Raw genomic sequence first — 18592 nt, 5'->3', positions numbered from 1 at the left:
TCAGCCCCCTGTGCGCCACATTAGCGAGATATGCGTGTCGCCATATTTCCGCGTGTCGTGCAGCGTAAAGCCCTCGGGCGCGAGCATGGGGGTGCTTTCTTCCCAGACGATCAGAGCGTCATCAGACAGCCAACCACCTTGGGTAGCCGCGGCCAGTGCCCTTTGACCCAGAGCTTTTCCGTAAGGCGGATCCAGAAAAACCAGATCACAGACAGCGCCCGGGTTTTCGCCCAAACGGGTCGCGTCCCGCCGGATCAAAGTGGCCTGGCTAGCGCTTCCGGTCAGGCCGATATTCTTGCGGATCAGACCCTGCGCGACCCTCCCATCATCGACAAACGTGACGTGGGACGCGCCGCGAGACAGCGCTTCTAGTCCCAATGCACCGGTGCCCGCAAAAAGGTCGAGAACCTGCAAGCCGTCGAAGTCGATCTGATGATTCAAAACGTTGAACAGGCTTTCCCTTACCCGGTCAGTGGTCGGGCGAAGATGCGCACCGGCATCGCCTTTGCCAACCGAAGTCAGAGCCCGGCCCCGGAAGTCTCCGGCGATGATCCTCACGCTTTGAGCAGCGGTTTCAGGTCCGCTTCTGGGTCGGCAACAACAGCCGGATCAGCGGTCTTGCCCGCATCAATCAGGCGTTTGCCGACCATATAAGCGCGCGGGTCATTCATCGCGTCGACCGCAATCAGCTGATCGCGCTTGTAGTACCAGAAGGACACCGTCGCGCCCTCACCCTTGCGAGTCACCACACGGTCATAGCCGGTATTCAGCCCGGCGATCTGCAGCTTGACGTCATACTGATCGGACCAGAACCATGGCGTTGCAGTGTAATCCTTAGCCGCGCCCAACATGTTCTGGGCCACGATCTCGGCCTGATCAATGGCGTTCGGCACGCTTTCCAGGCGGATACGGCCTTCGCCATGCGGGAACGACGCGCAATCGCCCGCCGCCCAGATCGACGGATCTGAGGTGCGGCCATGGGCGTCGGTCTTGATGCCGTTATCCAGCTCTAACCCGGCCATTTCAGCCAGTTGAGTCGACGGCGCGATGCCGACGCCGACGACAACAAAATCCACCTCAAGTTGGGTGCCATCGGTCAGGACGGCGCCCGTCACCTTGCCACTTTCACCAACCAGACGATCCAACCCGACGCCCTCACGAATGTCGGCCCCGTATTCGGTGTGCAGCGTGCGAAAGTAGTCGCTTGTCTCTTTGGCCGCGACACGCTGAAGGATGCGGTCGGCCATCTCGACCAAGGTCACCCTGACCCCGCGCTTGGCACAAACGGCGGCGGCTTCAAGCCCGATATAGCCGCCACCAACGATCAGCGCGCGGGCGCCATCCGATACCCGAGGTTCCATCTCGTCGATATGGGCGAGATCTCGCACCACATGGACACCCTCAAGATCGCCCCCGATCGCTGCGGGCAGGCGGCGTGGGTCGGACCCAGTGGTCAGCGCCAGTTCATCATAGGTGATCACCTCATCGCCGAGGGTCACCGTCTTGGCCTTTGGATCAATCGCCGTCACACGTTGACCCAACCGTAGGGTGATATTGTTTTCGGCATAGAAGCTCTCGGGCCGCAGGAACAGGCGCTCCAGTTCCATCTCGCCCAACAGGTAAGCCTTGGACAAGGGCGGGCGTTGGTAGGGCAAATGCGGCTCGGCTCCGATCAGGGTGATGTCACCTTCGAACCCGTCCTTGCGCAGCCGTGCTACCAAAGAAGCACCGGCCTGCCCTGCCCCGATCACGACAATATGGCTCATGTTTCGCTCACCCTGCAGAATTCACGTGGTTACTTTGTTTCGACCACCTATATTGCGGCAAAGCCCGACTCTGCAAATCCAAATGACAGGAGCGTAAAAATGATTGCAACAGGTGACATGCTGCCCGAGGCCACGCTGATCCAGATGGGTGCCGAAGGCCCCGAGGAGGTTCGGATTTCAGACAAGACCAAAGGGCGCAAGGTTGTGATCTTCGCTGTACCCGGTGCGTTCACCGGAACCTGCACAACCGCTCATGTACCAAGCTTCATGCGGACCAAGGACCAGTTCGATGCCAAGGGTGTAGAAGAAATCATCTGTATCTCGGTCAACGACCCTTTCGTGATGGGCGCCTGGGGAGAAAGCACCGGTGCAACAGCGGCCGGGCTGACCATGCTGGCCGATGCGGCGTCCGAGTTTACCAAGGCCATCGGCATGGATTTCGACGCCCCGCCCGTAGGCCTGATTGCACGCTCCAAACGCTATGCAATGCTGGTTGAAGACGGCAAGGTAGTGGCGATGAATCTGGAAGAAAACCCCGGTGTCTGTGAGGTCTCGGCTGGTGAAGGCCTGCTTGATAGTATCTGATCCCTGTCGGCCCCGGTTTGACCGGGGCCACGTGAAACGCATTTAACTTGATGCAACGCCCCGATGCGCCAATACTTGGCCCATACAACTGGGGAGTTCATTGATGCGACTGAAATTGCTTACATTGTTTCTTGGCACCGCCGGGGCCCTGGCGGCGTGCGGACCTGCACCCACACCCCAACAACAGGCCGCCCGACAGCACGAGATCGCCTGCCTGAGTGGTACCATAGGCGGCGCCCTGATCGGTGGAGTGATCGGCAATCAATTTGGCGGTGGTTCAGGCAAGACCATCCTGACGGCAGCGGGCGCCGCTGCGGGTGGCGTGTCTGGCGAACGTTACGCGTGCTGAGGAGATTTGAGATGAAACGAGTATTGATTATCACCACCGTATTCGTGATGGCTGCTGCTGCAAACGCAGAGACTGTCGCAGAACTGCACGAGGCCGAGTTGAACAACATCGACACCAACAATGACGGCTTCCTGTCCAAGGACGAATTCAACGCCTTCTCGGACTATGCATTTCAGGCAATGGACGAAGACAAGAACGGCACTCTGGGCCTGAGCGAAGCAAAACCGTTTTTGGATATCAAACAGTTCGAAGCCGTTGACCGGGATGGCGACAGTCTTATCTCAAAGGCAGAGTATGTCAGCCAGATGCAGAGCGATTTTGACGCTGCGGATAAGGATGGCAACGGTCTCTTAGATTGAACGCCAACTTGGTTGGCAGGAGCGTGTCATGAATAAATGGATCTGCCTCGGTAGCCTGGTGGCTTTGGCCGCATGTGACGTACAGCAATCCCCGGTGATCAGCGGCCCTGATGGTCAGGTGCAGATTCAGATCAATACCAGCGGTCTGACCTGTTATGAAAATCGGTGTCTCGACATCAATCCGTCGGCCCGCAGCGTGCGGTCCGTCGGCACCCGTACGATCAGAATTCCGGGCAATATCAATGTCAGCGACGGCACGATCACCCCGGCAGAATTCAAGCAGCTGGGAACGGCAACATTGCTGGCCGGTGGGACGGGTTCACGCGGAGACCGTTAGCAGGCTGTCCATCTTACGCGCCAGCTTGGCGTCTTGTGCAGACAGACCGCCAACATCATGGGTCGACAGGACCACCTCGACCGTGCGGTAGACATTCGACCATTCGGGGTGGTGGTTCCATTTCTCGGCCCAGATCGCCACCTGCGTCATCCAGCCAAAGGCGGCGACAAAATTATCGAAGATGAAGGTCTTGGTGATCGCATCGCGGTCTTCGACCATGGTCCAGCCATTTCTGAACAGCGGGTCCAGCAGCGGGCCGCGGGTCTCGGTTGACAGAAGTTCGGTCATTGCTGTTCCTCCGGGTTCGATTTCCTGAACGGACCAAAATCCGTCAGAATCTCGATCTCTTCTCCCACTGCGTGGGACTCGGCGTCCAGATATTTCTGAACCGCATCAGCAAAACCCGGATCGCCAACCCAATGCAAGCTATGCGTGCGGGTTGGCAGATAGCCGCGCGCCAGCTTGTGCTCGCCCTGCGCACCGGCCTCAACCCGCGCCAGACCTTCCGCAATGGCAAAGTCGATCGCCCTATAATAGCACAGTTCGAAATGCAGGCAGGGGTGATGTTCGACACAGCCCCAATACCGGCCATACAGCGTTTCCCGCCCGACAAAATTTAACGCACCGGCGACGGGGTATCCATAGCGTTCGGCCAGCACCAAGGCGATGTCATCCGTCATGGTTTCCTGAGCGATATCAAAGAATTGTCGCGTCAGGTAGGGCGAGCCCCATTTTCGCGCGCCAGTATCCTGATAGAACCGCCAGAACGCGTCCCAATGCTCGGGTCGCAGATCATCGCCGGTGATTGTTCGAATCTGCCCACCGAAATCACAGGCCTGCGTGCGTTCCTTCTTGATATTCTTGCGTTTGCGCGAGGACAGCGCAGCCAGAAACTCGTCAAAATCGGCGTAATCATCATTGAGCCAGTGAAACTGCTGCGAGTGGCGGACCATCAGGCCCATCTGCTCACCTGCCAGCGCTTCGGCCTCGGTGCAGAAAGTAGCGTGCAGCGAGGAAATTCGATTCTCGGCGGCCAGTTGCACCGCTCCTTGCACCAGCGCCGAGATCCCGACAGCATCGTAGCCGGGTCGCACCAAAAAACGCCTGCCAGTCGCGGGTGTGAAGGGCACCGCGATCTGCAGCTTGGGATAATATCGCCCGCCCGCGCTTTCATAGGCATGAGCCCAGCTATGGTCGAAGATGTATTCACCTTGGGAGTGCGACTTGGCAAACATCGGGGCTGCCGCAATCAGCATCCCGTCCAGATAGGCTGTCAGGTATTGCGGCTGCCAGCCAGTACCGCGCCCGACCGAGCCGCTTTCTTCCAGGGCAAGCAAAAACCGATGTGTCGTGAACGGATCAAACGGTCGCCCGCCATCGGCAACCTCGGGGCAGGCGCAACTGTCCCAGTCGCTCGCGGAAATCTGCGAGACCGATGTCAGAACCCGAACCTCAATCTGTGCCTGATCCATATCCCCTCCGCGCTGCACCTTTATCTGTGATCGCGCGCGCCGGGATCAAGCGGGATGTTCGGCCAGATAGCCTTCGAACGTAACATTATCGGCAACCTTGCGTGCCTCTGCTTCTTGTTCAAGCGAGCGCACGGTCCAGCACAGGATCGGCACACCCTGTGCCTTCAACTCAGCGACCCGGGGGCGGTCAAGATCGATGACTTCATGGCTGATAAAGCTGGCACCAACACGATCGAAATCCGGGATGTTGCGCAGATGATCGCAGACGGCTTGCGGCAGAAGCTCGACCTTGGGCTCGTAAGAGCTGGTAACGAGACCGCGCGGCAAATGTGGCGCAAGGCGTGCAATCTCTGCGACTGAATGCGGGTTGAACGACATCAGCGCGACCGGGCCTTCATAGTCTTTCAGTGCACTTACAACATCTGCTTCCAAAGCACCGATATCGGGGCCCATTGCACCATCTTGATCCTTCAGCTCGATGAGCAAGGGCACCCGTCCTGCAACAATGGCCAGCACCTCTTCGAGCGAGGGGATACCTTCACCGTCAGAATGCAGAAGCGTCTGGGCCCGCGCTTGTGTCTCGGTGATCTGTTGGATCGGTCCGGGCTGCCCGGTCAGACGTGTCATGTCATAGTCGTGAAACACCATGGCCCGATTGTCACGGGTGCGTTGCAGATCAATCTCGACCCCATAACCGGCGTCAATTGCGGCACGAATGGCGGCCCGGCTATTCTCGGGCCGCTGATCAGAAATGTCATGCAGCGCGCGATGTGCTATCGGGCGCTGCAGGAACTCAGACGGAAGGGACGGTTTCATTGAACCTCGAAAATACCCTCGATTTCAACGGCAACACCCAAAGGCAATGAGGCTGCGCTGACGGCCGAGCGCGAATGACGACCGGCGTCGCCCAGCGCTTCGACCAGGAAGTCGGAGGCCCCGTTGATCACCTTCGGCTGTTCTGTGAAATCAGCGGTCGAGTTTACAAAACCGGTCAGCTTGATCACGCGCACCAGCTTGTCGATATCGCCACCACAAGCCGCTTTGACCTGAGCCAACAGGTTGATGGCGCAGACTTTGGCTGCAGCGGCGCCTGCCTCAACATCCATATCATCACCGAGCTTGCCAGTGATCAGATCATCCGCCTTGGAGATCTGGCCCGACACGTAGACAATGTTGCCGATGCGCACGAAAGGAACGTAGTTCGCTGCCGGAGCAGGTGCGTCCGACAGGCTGACACCCAGGCTGTCCAGTTTTGCTGCGATGCTCATATGATTGATCCTCATCTCGTAGTGATTCAGCGCGGACGCTACCCGGGAAAACCTGTTTCCGAAAGCGGGAAAGCGGGATTTTTCCCATTGCCTGCAAACTGGGCAGGTCTTCTCTTATTCAGGAAGTGTTGAATTCGTGTCACTTTACGTCGCCCCATCGGCTGAGGTAAACGCGAGTTGTTGTTTCAAATCCTGCGCGAAACCTCTATGTGAGACCAATTGCGCCACCAAGGGTGCAAAGGCTGTATTGATTGAAGGCCCGGATACCGCTGGGCAATTTTCGGAGTAACGAAGACAGTGCCAAGTTACATTCGTCTGAAGCACCTGATCATATTCGGCATCCTGACGGTCCTATCGGCATGCGCGACGCAGCCTCAGGACGCAGCGGCGCGGGGTGAGATTTTTGACCCCTATGAAGGGACCAACCGGGGCATTCACAAGTTCAATCTGGGTGTGGACCGATTCCTGTTCCGACCGGCCTCGAAAGGCTATGTGAAGATCGTACCAGATCCGATGGTTACCAGTTTCAATCACTTTGCCGAAAACCTGACGATGCCCGGGCAGGCGCTGGACTATCTGCTGCAAGGCAATCTGAAACAGTCCGGCAATGCGCTGCTGCGCTTTCTGATCAACTCGACCGTGGGCGGCTTTGGCCTGTCAGCCCCGGCGGATGAGCTGAACCTGCCGCCTGTTGATACTGATTTCGGCGAAACCCTGCATGTCTGGGGCGTGGGCGAAGGTGCTTATGTGGAACTGCCCTTCTACGGCCCGTCCACCGCGCGCGATGCGGTCGGCGTTGTGGTCAACCTGTTCTCGAATCCGATCAACTTTAGCCCGACCCGCCCGGTCGACAATATCGGTGTTTATGCCGAGGTCGTGCGGCGGATGGGAGATCGCGGTCGGTTCTCGGATACAGTTGATTCGATTCTGTACGAAAGTGCAGACAGTTACGCGCAGGCGCGCACGATCTACCTGCAAAATCGCCGCTTTGAACTGGCAAGGGATGATGAAGACGCCTATCTGGGTCTGTATGACGATCCCTACGCCACCACCGGGACCGACCCTGTCAGAGACCCCTATCTTGACCCGTACGAGGACCCCTATGCCGAATAACCTGTTGAACCGACGCCGTTTTATGGCCACCGCCCTGACCGGGATGACAGTTGCCGCATTGCCTCTGCCCGCGTTCGCACTGACCGAAGCGCAGGCGAAACAGCTGGTCAACAGCGTTGTGGCCGATATCACGCGTATCATTGACTCGGGTAAATCCGAAAATGCCATGCTGCGTGATTTTCAAAAGATCTTTGTGCAATACGGTGATGTGCCGATCATGGCCCGCTATGCGTTGGGGGCGGATGCACGTACAGCCTCATCCGCACAGCTGCGTCAGTTCACCAAAGCATTCGAAGGTTATATTTCGCGCAAATATGGCCGCCGGTTCCGCGAGTTCATCGGCGGTGAGGTCACCGTGCGTAACGCGCGCAAGATCAAGACCGGATACGAGGTCAGAACCTCGGTAAAATTGCGCGGCTCATCCCCGTTCGAGGTGACATTCCTGGTGTCCGACAAATCGGGTCGTGGAAAGTTCTACAACATGTTCATCGAAGGTGTGAATTTGTTGCTGACCGAGCGCACAGAGATTGGCGCAATGCTGGATGCGCGCGGCGGCGACCTGAATCGCCTGATCAAGGATCTGAAAAAGACTGGCTGATCAGAGGTATTACCCTACGCCGGCCACCGCTCGACCCGTTCGCGCGGTGGCTTTTTTGTTCAGGTTGCAGGCTTGCGCGCGATCTGGCTGACATAAGACATGTAGCCAAAAAACGTGTTTGCAGACACACGCGCCAGGGCCTCGGATTTCAGCGCCTGTGCCGTTTCAGGCGCCAACAACCCGGTCTCGGCCATTCGATCCGCACCACGGTCGATAACGGTCAGAAAGTAAGTCGCCTCTCCTTCGGCCACATAACCGTGTCCCCGGCGACGGCCCAACTCAAAACCTGCTTGAGAAAGTGCACCGCCAATCTGGCGCATGATCCAGAGGTTTGTGACGTTCTGATTGATCATGAACCGAATGAGTTGATCCAGAGGATCAAAATCGGCAATCTGAGCTGTGGCGGTATCGTAGTCCCCATCGCAAATCGCGAATATCCCGCCCGGTTTCAGTATCCGAAAGGCCTCGGAAACCACATCCTCGGGGCCGGGTACATGGCACAACAGTGTATGCGCCAGAACAAGGTCTGCTGAGCTATCTTCAAGCCTGGTTGCCTTTGCATCGCCGGTTTCAAAAACAAGATTGCTCTCGCTGGCGAAGCTGTTTCTCGCACGTTCGACCATAACCGGTGAGGGCTCAATGCCGAGCGCGCGCTCCACCCCGCCGACAGACAGCAGCTCTTGCGTGATGTGCCCGGTGCCTGAACCCAGCTCAACCGCGAACCCGCCCTCAGGGACAATCAAATCACTTAGATAGCTATCCCTGATCTCTTTCTGCGCTGGCTCCAGACACCGCGCTTCCATAGCTTCGGCGATACGCTCTTGGACCGAGGTATCCTGCCCGGCCAGATCGGAATACGGATCGGACATAGCGCGCCTCCCTTCGCTACGTCCCAAGATAGCATATTTCAAATTTACCGGCCAAAACCGACTGTGATTGGTATGGCCCACCCCGGGTTGGTGCGGGCCAACGGCAACTTAATTCAGCCGTTCACCCGTTTCCTTGGCAAAGTAGGACACCTTGCTCATGTCGAACGCCAGGTTCAGCAATTGACCGGCCTGCGCGCTGGTTTCAGCATGCAGCCGCGCCGTGACCTGCATGCCACCCAATTCCGACACCACATAGGTATCTGCCCCTGCGGGTTCGACCATATCGACCATGCAGGCGGCTTCCTGCACGCCTGCGCCAGCGCGGAACCCCGCCTCGGCGATATCTTCAGGGCGTAGACCAAGGATGACATCCTGCGGCAGAGACAAGTCGCGTGCATCGTTCAGAACCAGCGTTTCACCGGATTCGCGCGCGATCGAGATTTGCGTCCCCGAGCCATTGTTCGATGCCTGTGCCGGGATCAGGTTCATCGCAGGTGAGCCCATGAAATCCGCCACAAACAGGTTGGCCGGGTTGTTGTAGATCTCAGCCGGAGTACCGATCTGCTGCACGACCCCGCCTTTCAGGACTACGATCTTGGTGGCCAGCGTCATCGCTTCGATCTGGTCGTGGGTAACATAAACTATGGATGCGTCCAGTGTCTGGTGCAGCTTCTTGATCTCGGTCCGCATCTCGACCCGCAGCTTGGCGTCAAGGTTCGACAGCGGTTCATCGAACAGGAACAGCTTGGGATCGCGCACCAGCGCCCGGCCCATCGCCACCCGCTGACGCTGACCACCCGACAGTTGGCTGGGGCGGCGGTTCAGCAATGGCTCGATCTGCAGCAAGGAGGCGACGTCTTTCAGCTTGGCTTCCTGCGTGGCCTGATCAACCCCACGCACTTTCATGCCGAAGGTGATGTTCTTGGCCACGGACATGGTCGGGTACAAAGCGTAAGACTGGAACACCATCGCGATGTCACGATCCTTGGGGCTGACATGGGTCATATCGTTGCCGCCGATGGACAATGTGCCACCGGTGATCTCTTCCAGTCCCGCAATGCAGTTCAGCAGCGTAGACTTACCGCAGCCCGAGGGGCCGACAAGCACCAGGAAATCGCCCGGTTCAATCGAGATGTTGATGTCTTTCAGAATCTCGGTCGCGCCGTAATTCTTGTAGAGTTTGTTGATATCAAGGATGGGAGCCATGGGTCTTATCCCTTCACTGAGCCAGCGGTCAGGCCGCGGATGAAATACTTACCGGCAACGACATAGACGAGCAGCGTTGGCAGCCCCGCGATGATCGCGGCGGCCATGTCGACGTTGTACTCTTTGACGCCGGTGGTGGAGTTTACGATGTTGTTGAGCGCAACAGTCACGGGCTGTGTCCCTGCCTGGCTGAACGACACGCCAAACAGGAAGTCGTTCCAGATCTGCGTGAACTGCCAGATCACAGTCACCACGATGATTGGTAGCGACAGCGGCAGGAAGATCGACCAGAAAATCCGCATGAACCCAGCCCCATCAACCCGCGCCGCCTTGGTCAGCTCGGCCGGAATGGTGACATAGTAGTTGCGGAAGAACAGCGTGGTGAAGCCCAGCCCGTAGATCACATGGACAAAGATCAGGCCCGGAATGGTTCCGGCAATCCCCATCATACCCAGCAGACGTGCCATTGGCAGCAGAACAACTTGGAACGGGATGAAGCAACCGAACAGCATCAGCGAGAAGATGATATTGGCCCCTTTGAACCGCCATTGCGCCACGACATAGCCGTTCAGCGCACCCAACAGGGTCGACAAAAATACCGCAGGCACCGCGATCAGAACCGAGTTCCAGAAATAGGGTCGCAAACCTTCACACTGGATACCGGTACAAGCGCCGGACCATGCGGTTTTCCAAGCGTCAAAGCTGACCTCTCGCGGCAGTGAAATCAGGCTGCCGGTGCGGATTTCCTCAAGGCTTTTCAATGATGTCGTCAACATCACGAAGAGCGGCATCAGATAATACAGTGCAAACAGGCCAAGCAGGACATAAAGCAACCAACGCAGGGCAATCTTGCCCGTAGCGCTTTGGGTGCGGGTTTGTGTTTGGGGCATCGACAGATCAGTCATTTTTCGCCCTCAGCTCTGAGTAAAGATAGGGAACCACGATGGCAAAGACGACCAGCATCATGATCATCGCGGACGAGGCTGCTTGACCAATATCGCCGCGCGAAAAGGCCATGGCGTACATGTAAGTAGCGGGCAGATCGGTTGCGTAGCCCGGACCGCCACCAGTCAGGGCGATGACAAGGTCGAAGCTTTTGATTGCGAGGTGCGCCAGCACGATGAAAGCAGACAGGAAAATCGGGGCCATCGAAGGGATGATGATCGCCGTATAGATGCGCCACGTGGGGATACCATCGACCTGTGCGGCCTTGATGATCTCGCCATCGACCGAACGCAAACCGGCCAAAAACAACGCCATGACGAAGCCGGAACTCTGCCAGATCGCGGCGATCACGATAGTGTAGATCGCATAATCAGGGTTCACCAGCCAGTCGAATTCGAAATTCGGAAAGCCCCAGCCCTGCACCATGGATTCGATGCCCAGGCCCGGGTTCAAAATCCACTTCCACGCCGTACCGGTCACGATCATCGACAACGCCATCGGGTACAAGTAGATCGTCCGGATCGCGCCTTCGACGCGGATCTTCTGATCCAGCAGGATGGCCAGCAACAGGCCCAGTACCATCGCGATCACGATGAACAGCACGCCAAAGATATACAGGTTGTTGATCGCCGTATCCCAGCGGGGTGAGTCGAACAGGCGTTCGTACTGAATGAAGCCTTTGATCTCGTATTTCGGCAGTAGTTTCGATCGGGTTAGCGACACCCATGCGGTCCATCCGATAAATCCGTAGACAAAGATCAATACGGCGATGAACGACGGTGCCAGCACCACCTTGGGCAGGTGGTTTTCCAGCCATTCGGACATTTTAGCCTCCGGGGAAAGATGCTCTGCCCCTCACTATAGGGGGCAGAGCGTATTGGATCAGTAGCTGTTTGCTACCGCGTCCGCCAGTTGCTGAACCGCGTCAGCCGAGGACATATCCGAGTTGAAATGTGCGGTTACAACATCCGTAATCGCACCGGCCTGCGACCCGCGCAGCGCCATGCCATGGGCATAAGACGGCAGCAGCGAACCGCCTGCCGAGGTCGAACCCATATCTTCGGCCGAGATTTGCGCGCAGATGTCGAACGCATCCAGCGCCACATCAGTCCGCGCAGGGATTGAGCCCTTGTTCAGGTTGAACACTTCCTGGAATTTCGGCGCGACGATCAGCTTGGCCAGCAATTCCTGACCAGCGCGGTTGTCGTCACCTTCCACTTCGAACATGGCGAAGCTGTCGACGTTGTACAGATATCCGTCGCCGGGGGTCGAGGCACACAGGAAGTCTTCGCCGGGCTTCTTGCCAGCCGCCAGGAATTCGCCCTTGGCCCAGTCACCCATGATCTGGAAAGCTGCCTCGCCATTCATAACCATAGCGGTGGCAAGGTTCCAGTCGCGGCCTGAGAAGTTTTCGTCCACATAACCGCGCAGGGTGCGCATCTGGTCAAAGACCTGCACCATGGTGTCCGAGGTCAGCGCCTCGGGGTCGAGATCGACAAAGGCTTTCTGATAGAACTCGGGGCCACCCAGACCCAGCGCAACCGCTTCGAACACTGTGGCGTCTTGCCATGCCTGGCCACCATGGGCCAAAGGGATCACTCCGGCAGCCTGCAGTTTTTCGGCAGCGGCGTTGAACTCTTCCCATGTTGTGGGCATTTCAATGTCGTTGGCGGCCAGAACGTCAGCATTGGCCCAGATCCAGTCGATGCGGTGCACGTTCACGGGTGCTGCGCACCAAGTACCTTCGCACATCATGTGGCCTGCAATCGATGCTGGCAGGACATCGGCCCAGCCTTCGGCTTCTGCCACGGATGAAATGTCAGCCAAAACGCCCTCTTCATACCATTCCTGAATGGCAGGTCCTTTCAGCTGAACAGCAGTCGGCGCGTTACCCGCAAGAACCCGGGCCCGCAGCGCAGTCATGGCCGCATCGCCGCCGCCACCTGCGACCGGCATATCGGTCCATGTGCCGCCGTTCGAGGCGAACTCTTCCTGCAGAACCGCGACCGATTTCGCCTCACCACCGGATGTCCACCAGTGCAGAACTTCGGCCTTTGGTTCAGCCACAACAGCCGACCCGGCCACTACGGCCAATGTCGACACGGTGGCAAATGCAAAACGCTTCATTTTTTGTTCTCCTCCCTGAGAATTCGGTGCCACCCCAAGGGCGGCCATACGCGATATAGCGCTAACGAATTGCTGCATGGCAACGCAGAATGCAGTGCAATATCCTGACAAGGTGGAAATTTTCACCGCTTTTGTTACCCCGTGTTACGTTGGCCTTGAATCCGTTTCCATTCGTTACAATTGGCGGCGACGGAGAACCCTGAGGAGGAGAAACAGAGTGGGCATTCCCCGGCTCCTGGTGGTGGACGACGATTCGGAGATGCGGTCGATGATGACCCAGTTCTTTCAGCAGAACGGGTATATTGCTCTGCCTGCCAGTTCCGAAAGTGAAATACGCACGCATCTAACCTCGGGGCGGATCGACCTGATCCTGTTGGACGTGATGCTGGGCGATGAAAACGGCGTCGAGATCTGTGCCCGGTTGCGGGCCGAACAGGATGTACCGATCATTCTGGTATCGGCCCTGTCGGCGGATCATCAGCGCATGGCAGGATATGAGGTTGGAGCAGACGATTACATCGCCAAACCATTCAACCCGCAACTGTTGCTGGCCCGCGTCCGTGCGGTGATGCAACGCGCCCGACGCACGCCTTCACTGGCATACCGCCGCCGCACGCGCACCTTTCACTTTGACGGCTGGGTCTTTGACGGCAAACGGGACGAGGTGCATTCGCCCGAAGGCTATCTGGTTTCCCTGTCCCAACGGGAGACCGCCCTGCTGAAGGTTTTGCTGGCGAACCCGCATATTCCGCTGACCCGTGATGAGATCGCCGCCGCACTGGATGTAACCGGTGAGGCCGACAAGCCCGAGGCGCAAGGCCGTGCCATAGATATGCTGGTGGGGCGGTTGCGGTCGAAAATCGAGGCCAATCCAAAAGACCCCCAGATGCTGCGCACCGAGCGCGGTGTTGGCTATCTGTTTACCGCTGACGTTATGGTGGATGAGGACGCATGACCCTGCGCCTGCGCAGTATTGGGTGGCTCTGGACCCTGTCCGCCTTTGTCGCGGGGCTGGTGGCTGCCGGGATGTGGTTCACCTCGGCACAGGCTTGGAACCGGTATCAGACCGCAGCATTTGTTGCCGGTTTCACCATATACGAAGACTTGCGAACGGGGATGGCGCCGCCACCCGGCCTATTGATCAACCCATTGCCAACCGAGGCAGCCGCGCTTGCTGACAGGGGAGCGTTCCAGCAAATGCCCGGCTTTGCGGATCGCCGCTTTGTCACCAATCTTTCGATTCTGACCGATAGTTCAGCCCCCCTGAGTGGCCGCGAATTGACGCTTGCGGTGTTATCGGATCGACTGGTCTATCCGGTTTCAGACATCGTATCCGGCAGCGATCAGACCGGCCCCGAGAAGATGGGGAACCTGACCCGTCTGTTGGCCACATATTGCAGCGAACCTATCCTGATCGCACAATTCGGGCGCGGGGTCTGGCAGCAAGTCGACGGCACCGAAATCTGGGGCTGTAAGGCTGCGCCGGTTGATCTGCGTTTGCCCGCAATATTGCTGGGCATTGTGTCCTTGGCGGTGCTTCTGACCTCGGTCGGGAATGTTTCTGACAGTTTCGCACGCTTTGCTCAGGCACTTGGTGACCGCCGACGTCGCGGCGGGCCGCAAAGCTATGACGCGGACGGGCCTGAAGAGCTGCGCGATATCGTGACTGCGGTGAATGATCACCTCGATGCCGAACGTGCGCAGCTTGAGAAACGCGCCATTGTACTGTCGGGTGTCAGCCACGATCTGGGGACCCCTGCAACCCGCGTCCGGCTGCGTGCGGCGCTGATTCCCGATGGCGAGTTGCGCGAAAAGCTCGAGGCCGATGTGGACCAGATGACCGGCATGATAGAAAGCGTGCTTACTTACACGCGATCGGAACTCAGCGTCGAGGAACCGCGCCAGATATCGTTGACCTCGCTGGTTGAATCGCTTGTGGCCGATTATCAGGATATGGACCGGCCTGTGTCGTTGAAAGCCGTTGATCCCGTTGCCGTCGAAAGCGCGCCGTCTGTTTTCATGTCACGCCGTGGGCATGCGTCGCTGCCGGAAACGCGGCGCATCCTGGTGACGGGTCAACCGATCGCATTGAAACGAGCGTTGTCCAATCTGATCGACAATGCGCTGAAATACGGTCGTCACGCCGAGGTTGAACTGGAAACTGATGCTCAGACCGCCACGATCATCGTCGAAGACAAGGGCACCGACCTATCGGTCGCGGATATCGAGGCGCTGTTGGCACCGTTCCAGCGCGGATCAAACATCGGATCTTCGGACGGGTTCGGATTGGGCCTGACAATTGTCAGCACCGTTGCCGAACAACATGGCGGAACGCTGAGTTTCGAGGCCGGAGATCAGGGTCTGCGCGCCCGACTACAGATCACACGGCGATAGTCATGGCGCATAGCTGCGCACCAAGGCGCTGGCGATCAAGGCCCAGCCATCTGCGATGACGAAAAACGCCAATTTGAACGGCAGCGAGACCGTAGCCGGGGGCACCATCATCATTCCCATCGACATCAAAACCGCTGCGACAACGAGATCGATTATCAGGAAAGGCAGGAAAATCAGGAACCCGATCTGAAAGGCCCGCGCGATTTCCGACAACATGAAGGACGGCATCAGCACGGATAACGGGGCTTCGGGCGATAGTTGGATCGCAGCACCATCCGGGCGCAGGTCTGCCATGGCCTGAAACGTGTCTGCATCAATACGCGCTGCCATAAAACTGCGAAACGGCACCAGCGCGCGTTCCAGCGCAGGCTCTACGTCAAGCGTTTCCTCGACCATCGGCTGAATCCCTGTCTCCCACGCCTCGGTAAAAACCGGCTCCATGACGAAATAGGTCAGAAACAGCGCCAAACTGACGATCAACATGTTTGGTGGTGACTGCTGCAAGCCGATTCCTTGCCGCAGGATCGCCAAAACCGTGATCAAAAACGGGAAACAGGTGATCATGATCGCCAGTCCCGGTGCCAGGCTGAGCACCGTGATCAGCAAAATCAACTGGATGGTCCGGGCCGAGATCGACCCGCCCTCGCCAAGGGACAGCGACAGTTCTTGCGCCGCGCCACCGGAGGGTATGACCAGCAAAAATGCCAGCCAAAACAGGTGGCGCATCATCCGATCCCGTTCTGCAGATCCGAGATTTCGGTCAGCCGTACCGCCAGTTGCCCGGACTGATCGCCCTCCATCTCTTCCAACAGACCGCGCGCGACCAATTGATCCCCGACATAGAGGTCAACCGGATCCTCGATCCGCTTGTCCAGTGTCAGTACGGCATTTTCACCCATGCTCAACAGGTCACGGATCAAAGGCCGCGCACGCCCGACCGAGACGGTGACTTCGATCGGAACAGTCTCGAACGGGTTGGGTTTTTCGGGTTTCGGTGGTTGAGGATCACTCATTTGACAAAGCCTCTTTTGCTTCAAACAGATATGCGTCGAACGCTGCAGCAATGGATGAGAGCAAGGCAGCGCAGTCCACCTCGCGTTGGGCGATCCCCACCTGCAATCGCGCCTGTCCCGGCTGGAGCGAGACATCCTCGATAACCTGGGGACGCGGCGAGATATCCTGCGGCAGCATCGCCTCGACCTGATCCGAAGTGCCCGCCGGAACAGTCAGCTGCAGTGGCTGGCCGACCTGCTCACGCGCCATGTCGCAAAGCTGCTCGGTCAATCGCTTCGCAAAGCCATGCTCGATCGTCTCAGGCAGAATAGTCTGAACCAGGCTGTGGAACATCGGTTCCAGCGACAGGGTCATGCGGGTCAATGCTTCTTGATAGGTAAAGGACAGGTCGGATAACGTCGCCGACAGATCGGAGCTTAGCTGTGTGCCAGTCTGTTCCTGCGCCTGAACCGCATCTTCCCAGCCCGCCCCATAGCCTTGTTCAAATGCAGCAAGCCGCTGTTCTTCCAGTGCGTCTTCATCCAGTAGATGTACGGCCACCCCAGCCGCAGGGGCGGTGAAGTCTTCAAGAAGATGAGCGATCGACATCACACCTTCTCCTCGCCTTCTTCAAGCCAGCTGCGCAGGATCTCAACCGTCTCTTCCTGCTTGTCGCCGATCATGGCGCGCAAACGGTCGACAGGATCTTCCCCACGCGCAGCGGCAATCGCCGGAACATTCGGCTGCGCCGCATCCGCGAGCGGTGCAAAGTCCGGCGCATCTGCGGTCGCAATTTCCCCGGTCAGGGAAGGCGCTGGGGCGACCTCGACCGGTGCACCTGCTGGCAGCAGCGCCGATGCCGCAGATTTCGTCAGAATTGGCCGTATGACAAACAGACCCAAAACAAGGGAAACCAGCGCCAAAACCACCATCTGGATTAGCGACATAGCGTCGATATGCATGTTCTGCCAGATCGACCCGGACACCAACGTGCCCTGGGGTTCAACCATGGGCAAGTCGAGCGATTTCAGTGTGATGACGTCGCCGCGTTCAGCATCAAACCCGACCGCAGAAGCCACAAGCTCTTGCAGTGCATCAAGCTCGGGCTGCGGCATGGGTTCAAAAATCTCGACGCCATCTGTACCTGCCGCTCGAACACCATTGACCAGCACCGCGACAGTCAGACGTTTGATCGCACCTGGCGCGCGATGAACTTCCAACTCGGTCTCTGACACCTCATAATTCACCCGTTCGCGGGTCTGAGTGGCATTCGAATTGGATTCATCGCCTCCTGCCCCGTCGCCATCCGGCAGATTCGACGCCACTGTCACATCCGCCGACTGATTACGCGCACTGTCCGACCGTTCTTCAACATCCGTGCTGATCGCAACACGGCCTTTGGGGTCAAAGCGACGTTCCCGTATAGACTCGGTTTCGGTCACCGTATCTACGCTGACCTCAACCACCGCGTTGCCGGCCCCGACCCGGGCTTCGACCAGACGTAGAACTTTCTCACGCAATTGGCGCGCCTTATCATCTGCAGAATCGGCTGCCACCGCCGTGTCCTGCGCGCCAATCACGGCCCCGTTCGAATCAATCACAGTGACGTTTTCCGGTGCCAGCCCGCTAACCGCCGACGCCACTAAAAACCGGATCGCCTTTGCCTGATCTCCGTTAATCGGTGCACCCGACGGGACCAGATAAACCGAAGCGGTTGGCGCTATGCTGCGCTGAAACGGGTTGGAGGAGCTGTTGGCGATGTGCACCCGGGCCTTGCTGACATGCGGGCTGCCCACGATCGTGCGCGCCAGCTCTCCTTCTTTTGCGCGCCAATAGGCGGCATCAAACATCTGCGACGTAGTGCCAAAGCCGCTGAGCGAATCCAGCAGTTCGTAACCGCGATTGCCGTTCGCAGGCAGGCCCTCGCTGGCCAAAGTCATCCGCAACTCATCCCGCTGAACGCCGGGGACGTAGATCGAGCCACCCCTTATTTCATAGGTCACACCACGCTGGTCCAGCGCCCGCACGATATCCCCGGCTGCACCGCTTTCGAGCCCCGCATAAAGCAGCGTCATCGACGGCGCTGTCACAATCCGTGACATCGCAAGCACACCCAGAAACACCAGTGCCACGGCTCCGGCCACGATAATTTGTTTGCGCCTGTCCAAACTAGCCCAGACAGTTCCGATCTGCTGCACGCTTACCTCCGAC

23 protein-coding genes are annotated in these 18592 nt (G+C 58.1%); 8 read left to right on the top strand and 15 right to left on the bottom strand.

The window, feature by feature from the left end; translation table 11 throughout:
- Complete coding sequence (gene rsmD / locus AC1DFB_RS16510; RefSeq protein WP_480921689.1) at positions 1-558, bottom strand: 16S rRNA (guanine(966)-N(2))-methyltransferase RsmD; 558 nt, start codon at positions 556-558, stop codon at positions 1-3.
- Positions 555-1766, bottom strand: coding sequence for an NAD(P)/FAD-dependent oxidoreductase (locus AC1DFB_RS16505; protein ID WP_480921688.1), 1212 nt, complete (start codon positions 1764-1766; stop codon positions 555-557). The genes rsmD and AC1DFB_RS16505 overlap by 4 nt, the downstream gene beginning before the upstream one ends.
- Before the next feature lie 99 nt (positions 1767-1865).
- Between AC1DFB_RS16505 and AC1DFB_RS16500 the strand changes: the two genes are divergently transcribed.
- The 4 genes from AC1DFB_RS16500 (at position 1866) to AC1DFB_RS16485 (ending at position 3396) form a co-directional block, all read left to right on the top strand.
- Entirely contained in the window at positions 1866-2351 is a 486-nt protein-coding gene (locus tag AC1DFB_RS16500) for a peroxiredoxin family protein (protein WP_170408529.1), read from the top strand.
- Between the two features lie 103 nt (positions 2352-2454).
- Positions 2455-2700 (top strand): glycine zipper 2TM domain-containing protein, encoded by a 246-nt coding sequence (locus AC1DFB_RS16495; protein WP_170394802.1) that lies wholly within the window; start codon positions 2455-2457, stop codon positions 2698-2700.
- Positions 2701-2711: 11 nt separating this feature from the next.
- Positions 2712-3059, top strand: a complete 348-nt coding sequence (locus AC1DFB_RS16490; protein ID WP_170566910.1) for a CREC-EF hand family protein — start codon at positions 2712-2714, stop codon at positions 3057-3059.
- A 28-nt stretch (positions 3060-3087) separates the two neighbouring features.
- Complete coding sequence (locus AC1DFB_RS16485) at positions 3088-3396, top strand: hypothetical protein (RefSeq protein WP_170394808.1); 309 nt, start codon at positions 3088-3090, stop codon at positions 3394-3396.
- On the opposite strand, the gene AC1DFB_RS16480 is transcribed toward AC1DFB_RS16485, so the two are convergent.
- The 4 genes from AC1DFB_RS16480 to AC1DFB_RS16465 are packed head-to-tail and all read right to left on the bottom strand — an operon-like array spanning position 3379 to position 6136.
- A complete protein-coding gene (locus tag AC1DFB_RS16480) occupies positions 3379-3684 on the bottom strand; it encodes a 4a-hydroxytetrahydrobiopterin dehydratase (protein ID WP_170394812.1) in 306 nt (101 codons plus the stop codon). The two genes, AC1DFB_RS16485 and AC1DFB_RS16480, sit on opposite strands and share 18 nt — an antisense overlap.
- Positions 3681-4868: a GNAT family N-acetyltransferase gene (locus tag AC1DFB_RS16475; protein ID WP_480921687.1), complete on the bottom strand. Its 1188-nt coding sequence runs from the start codon at positions 4866-4868 to the stop codon at positions 3681-3683. Before AC1DFB_RS16475 ends, AC1DFB_RS16480 begins: the two co-directional genes overlap by 4 nt.
- 45 nt (positions 4869-4913) lie before the next feature.
- Positions 4914-5684: a glycerophosphodiester phosphodiesterase family protein gene (locus AC1DFB_RS16470; RefSeq protein ID WP_170515125.1), complete on the bottom strand. Its 771-nt coding sequence runs from the start codon at positions 5682-5684 to the stop codon at positions 4914-4916.
- Positions 5681-6136 carry a RidA family protein gene (locus tag AC1DFB_RS16465; protein ID WP_170394820.1) on the bottom strand — a complete coding sequence of 152 codons (456 nt, stop codon included), beginning with the start codon at positions 6134-6136 and terminating at the stop codon, positions 5681-5683. The genes AC1DFB_RS16470 and AC1DFB_RS16465 overlap by 4 nt, the downstream gene beginning before the upstream one ends.
- Before the next feature lie 297 nt (positions 6137-6433).
- Here AC1DFB_RS16465 and AC1DFB_RS16460 point away from each other — a divergent pair, with 297 nt between their 5' ends.
- Entirely contained in the window at positions 6434-7249 is an 816-nt protein-coding gene (locus tag AC1DFB_RS16460) for an MlaA family lipoprotein (RefSeq protein WP_170408533.1), read from the top strand.
- On the top strand, positions 7239-7847 hold the full coding sequence (locus AC1DFB_RS16455; protein WP_480921686.1) for an MlaC/ttg2D family ABC transporter substrate-binding protein: 609 nt from the start codon (positions 7239-7241) through the stop codon (positions 7845-7847). Before AC1DFB_RS16460 ends, AC1DFB_RS16455 begins: the two co-directional genes overlap by 11 nt.
- A gap of 59 nt (positions 7848-7906) precedes the next feature.
- On the opposite strand, the gene AC1DFB_RS16450 is transcribed toward AC1DFB_RS16455, so the two are convergent.
- The 5 genes from AC1DFB_RS16450 to AC1DFB_RS16430 form a co-directional block, all read right to left on the bottom strand.
- The gene (locus tag AC1DFB_RS16450; RefSeq protein WP_480921685.1) at positions 7907-8716 is read right to left on the bottom strand and encodes a methyltransferase domain-containing protein; all 810 of its coding nucleotides are present in this window, start codon (positions 8714-8716) and stop codon (positions 7907-7909) included.
- Positions 8717-8824: 108 nt separating this feature from the next.
- Entirely contained in the window at positions 8825-9922 is a 1098-nt protein-coding gene (locus tag AC1DFB_RS16445) for an ABC transporter ATP-binding protein (protein WP_480921684.1), read from the bottom strand.
- 5 nt (positions 9923-9927) lie between these two features.
- Positions 9928-10827: a carbohydrate ABC transporter permease gene (locus tag AC1DFB_RS16440; protein ID WP_170408537.1), complete on the bottom strand. Its 900-nt coding sequence runs from the start codon at positions 10825-10827 to the stop codon at positions 9928-9930.
- Positions 10820-11692, bottom strand: coding sequence for a carbohydrate ABC transporter permease (locus AC1DFB_RS16435; protein WP_480921683.1), 873 nt, complete (start codon positions 11690-11692; stop codon positions 10820-10822). Before AC1DFB_RS16435 ends, AC1DFB_RS16440 begins: the two co-directional genes overlap by 8 nt.
- A gap of 57 nt (positions 11693-11749) precedes the next feature.
- Complete coding sequence (locus tag AC1DFB_RS16430) at positions 11750-12994, bottom strand: ABC transporter substrate-binding protein (RefSeq protein ID WP_170514081.1); 1245 nt, start codon at positions 12992-12994, stop codon at positions 11750-11752.
- Positions 12995-13211: 217 nt separating this feature from the next.
- Between AC1DFB_RS16430 and AC1DFB_RS16425 the strand changes: the two genes are divergently transcribed.
- Complete coding sequence (locus AC1DFB_RS16425) at positions 13212-13949, top strand: response regulator transcription factor (RefSeq protein WP_170408540.1); 738 nt, start codon at positions 13212-13214, stop codon at positions 13947-13949.
- Complete coding sequence (locus AC1DFB_RS16420) at positions 13946-15388, top strand: sensor histidine kinase (RefSeq protein ID WP_480921682.1); 1443 nt, start codon at positions 13946-13948, stop codon at positions 15386-15388. The genes AC1DFB_RS16425 and AC1DFB_RS16420 overlap by 4 nt, the downstream gene beginning before the upstream one ends.
- Here the strand turns inward: AC1DFB_RS16420 and fliP are convergent, their stop codons facing one another.
- From fliP to fliF, 4 genes are read right to left on the bottom strand one after another with little or no spacing between them, the layout of a single operon-like run.
- Positions 15389-16117 carry a flagellar type III secretion system pore protein FliP gene (gene fliP / locus AC1DFB_RS16415; protein WP_223117223.1) on the bottom strand — a complete coding sequence of 243 codons (729 nt, stop codon included), beginning with the start codon at positions 16115-16117 and terminating at the stop codon, positions 15389-15391. It lies immediately after the preceding gene.
- Complete coding sequence (locus AC1DFB_RS16410; RefSeq protein WP_170394848.1) at positions 16114-16401, bottom strand: FliM/FliN family flagellar motor switch protein; 288 nt, start codon at positions 16399-16401, stop codon at positions 16114-16116. Before AC1DFB_RS16410 ends, fliP begins: the two co-directional genes overlap by 4 nt.
- The gene (locus tag AC1DFB_RS16405) at positions 16394-16990 is read right to left on the bottom strand and encodes an ABC transporter ATP-binding protein (protein WP_170802617.1); all 597 of its coding nucleotides are present in this window, start codon (positions 16988-16990) and stop codon (positions 16394-16396) included. Before AC1DFB_RS16405 ends, AC1DFB_RS16410 begins: the two co-directional genes overlap by 8 nt.
- The gene (gene fliF / locus AC1DFB_RS16400; protein ID WP_170802618.1) at positions 16990-18579 is read right to left on the bottom strand and encodes a flagellar basal-body MS-ring/collar protein FliF; all 1590 of its coding nucleotides are present in this window, start codon (positions 18577-18579) and stop codon (positions 16990-16992) included. The genes AC1DFB_RS16405 and fliF overlap by 1 nt, the downstream gene beginning before the upstream one ends.
- Positions 18580-18592: the final 13 nt, after the last annotated feature.

This window comes from Ruegeria sp. S84, assembly GCF_056583445.1.
The sequence above is the reverse complement of the archived record's forward strand: the minus strand, read 5'-3'. Positions and strand labels throughout refer to the sequence as shown.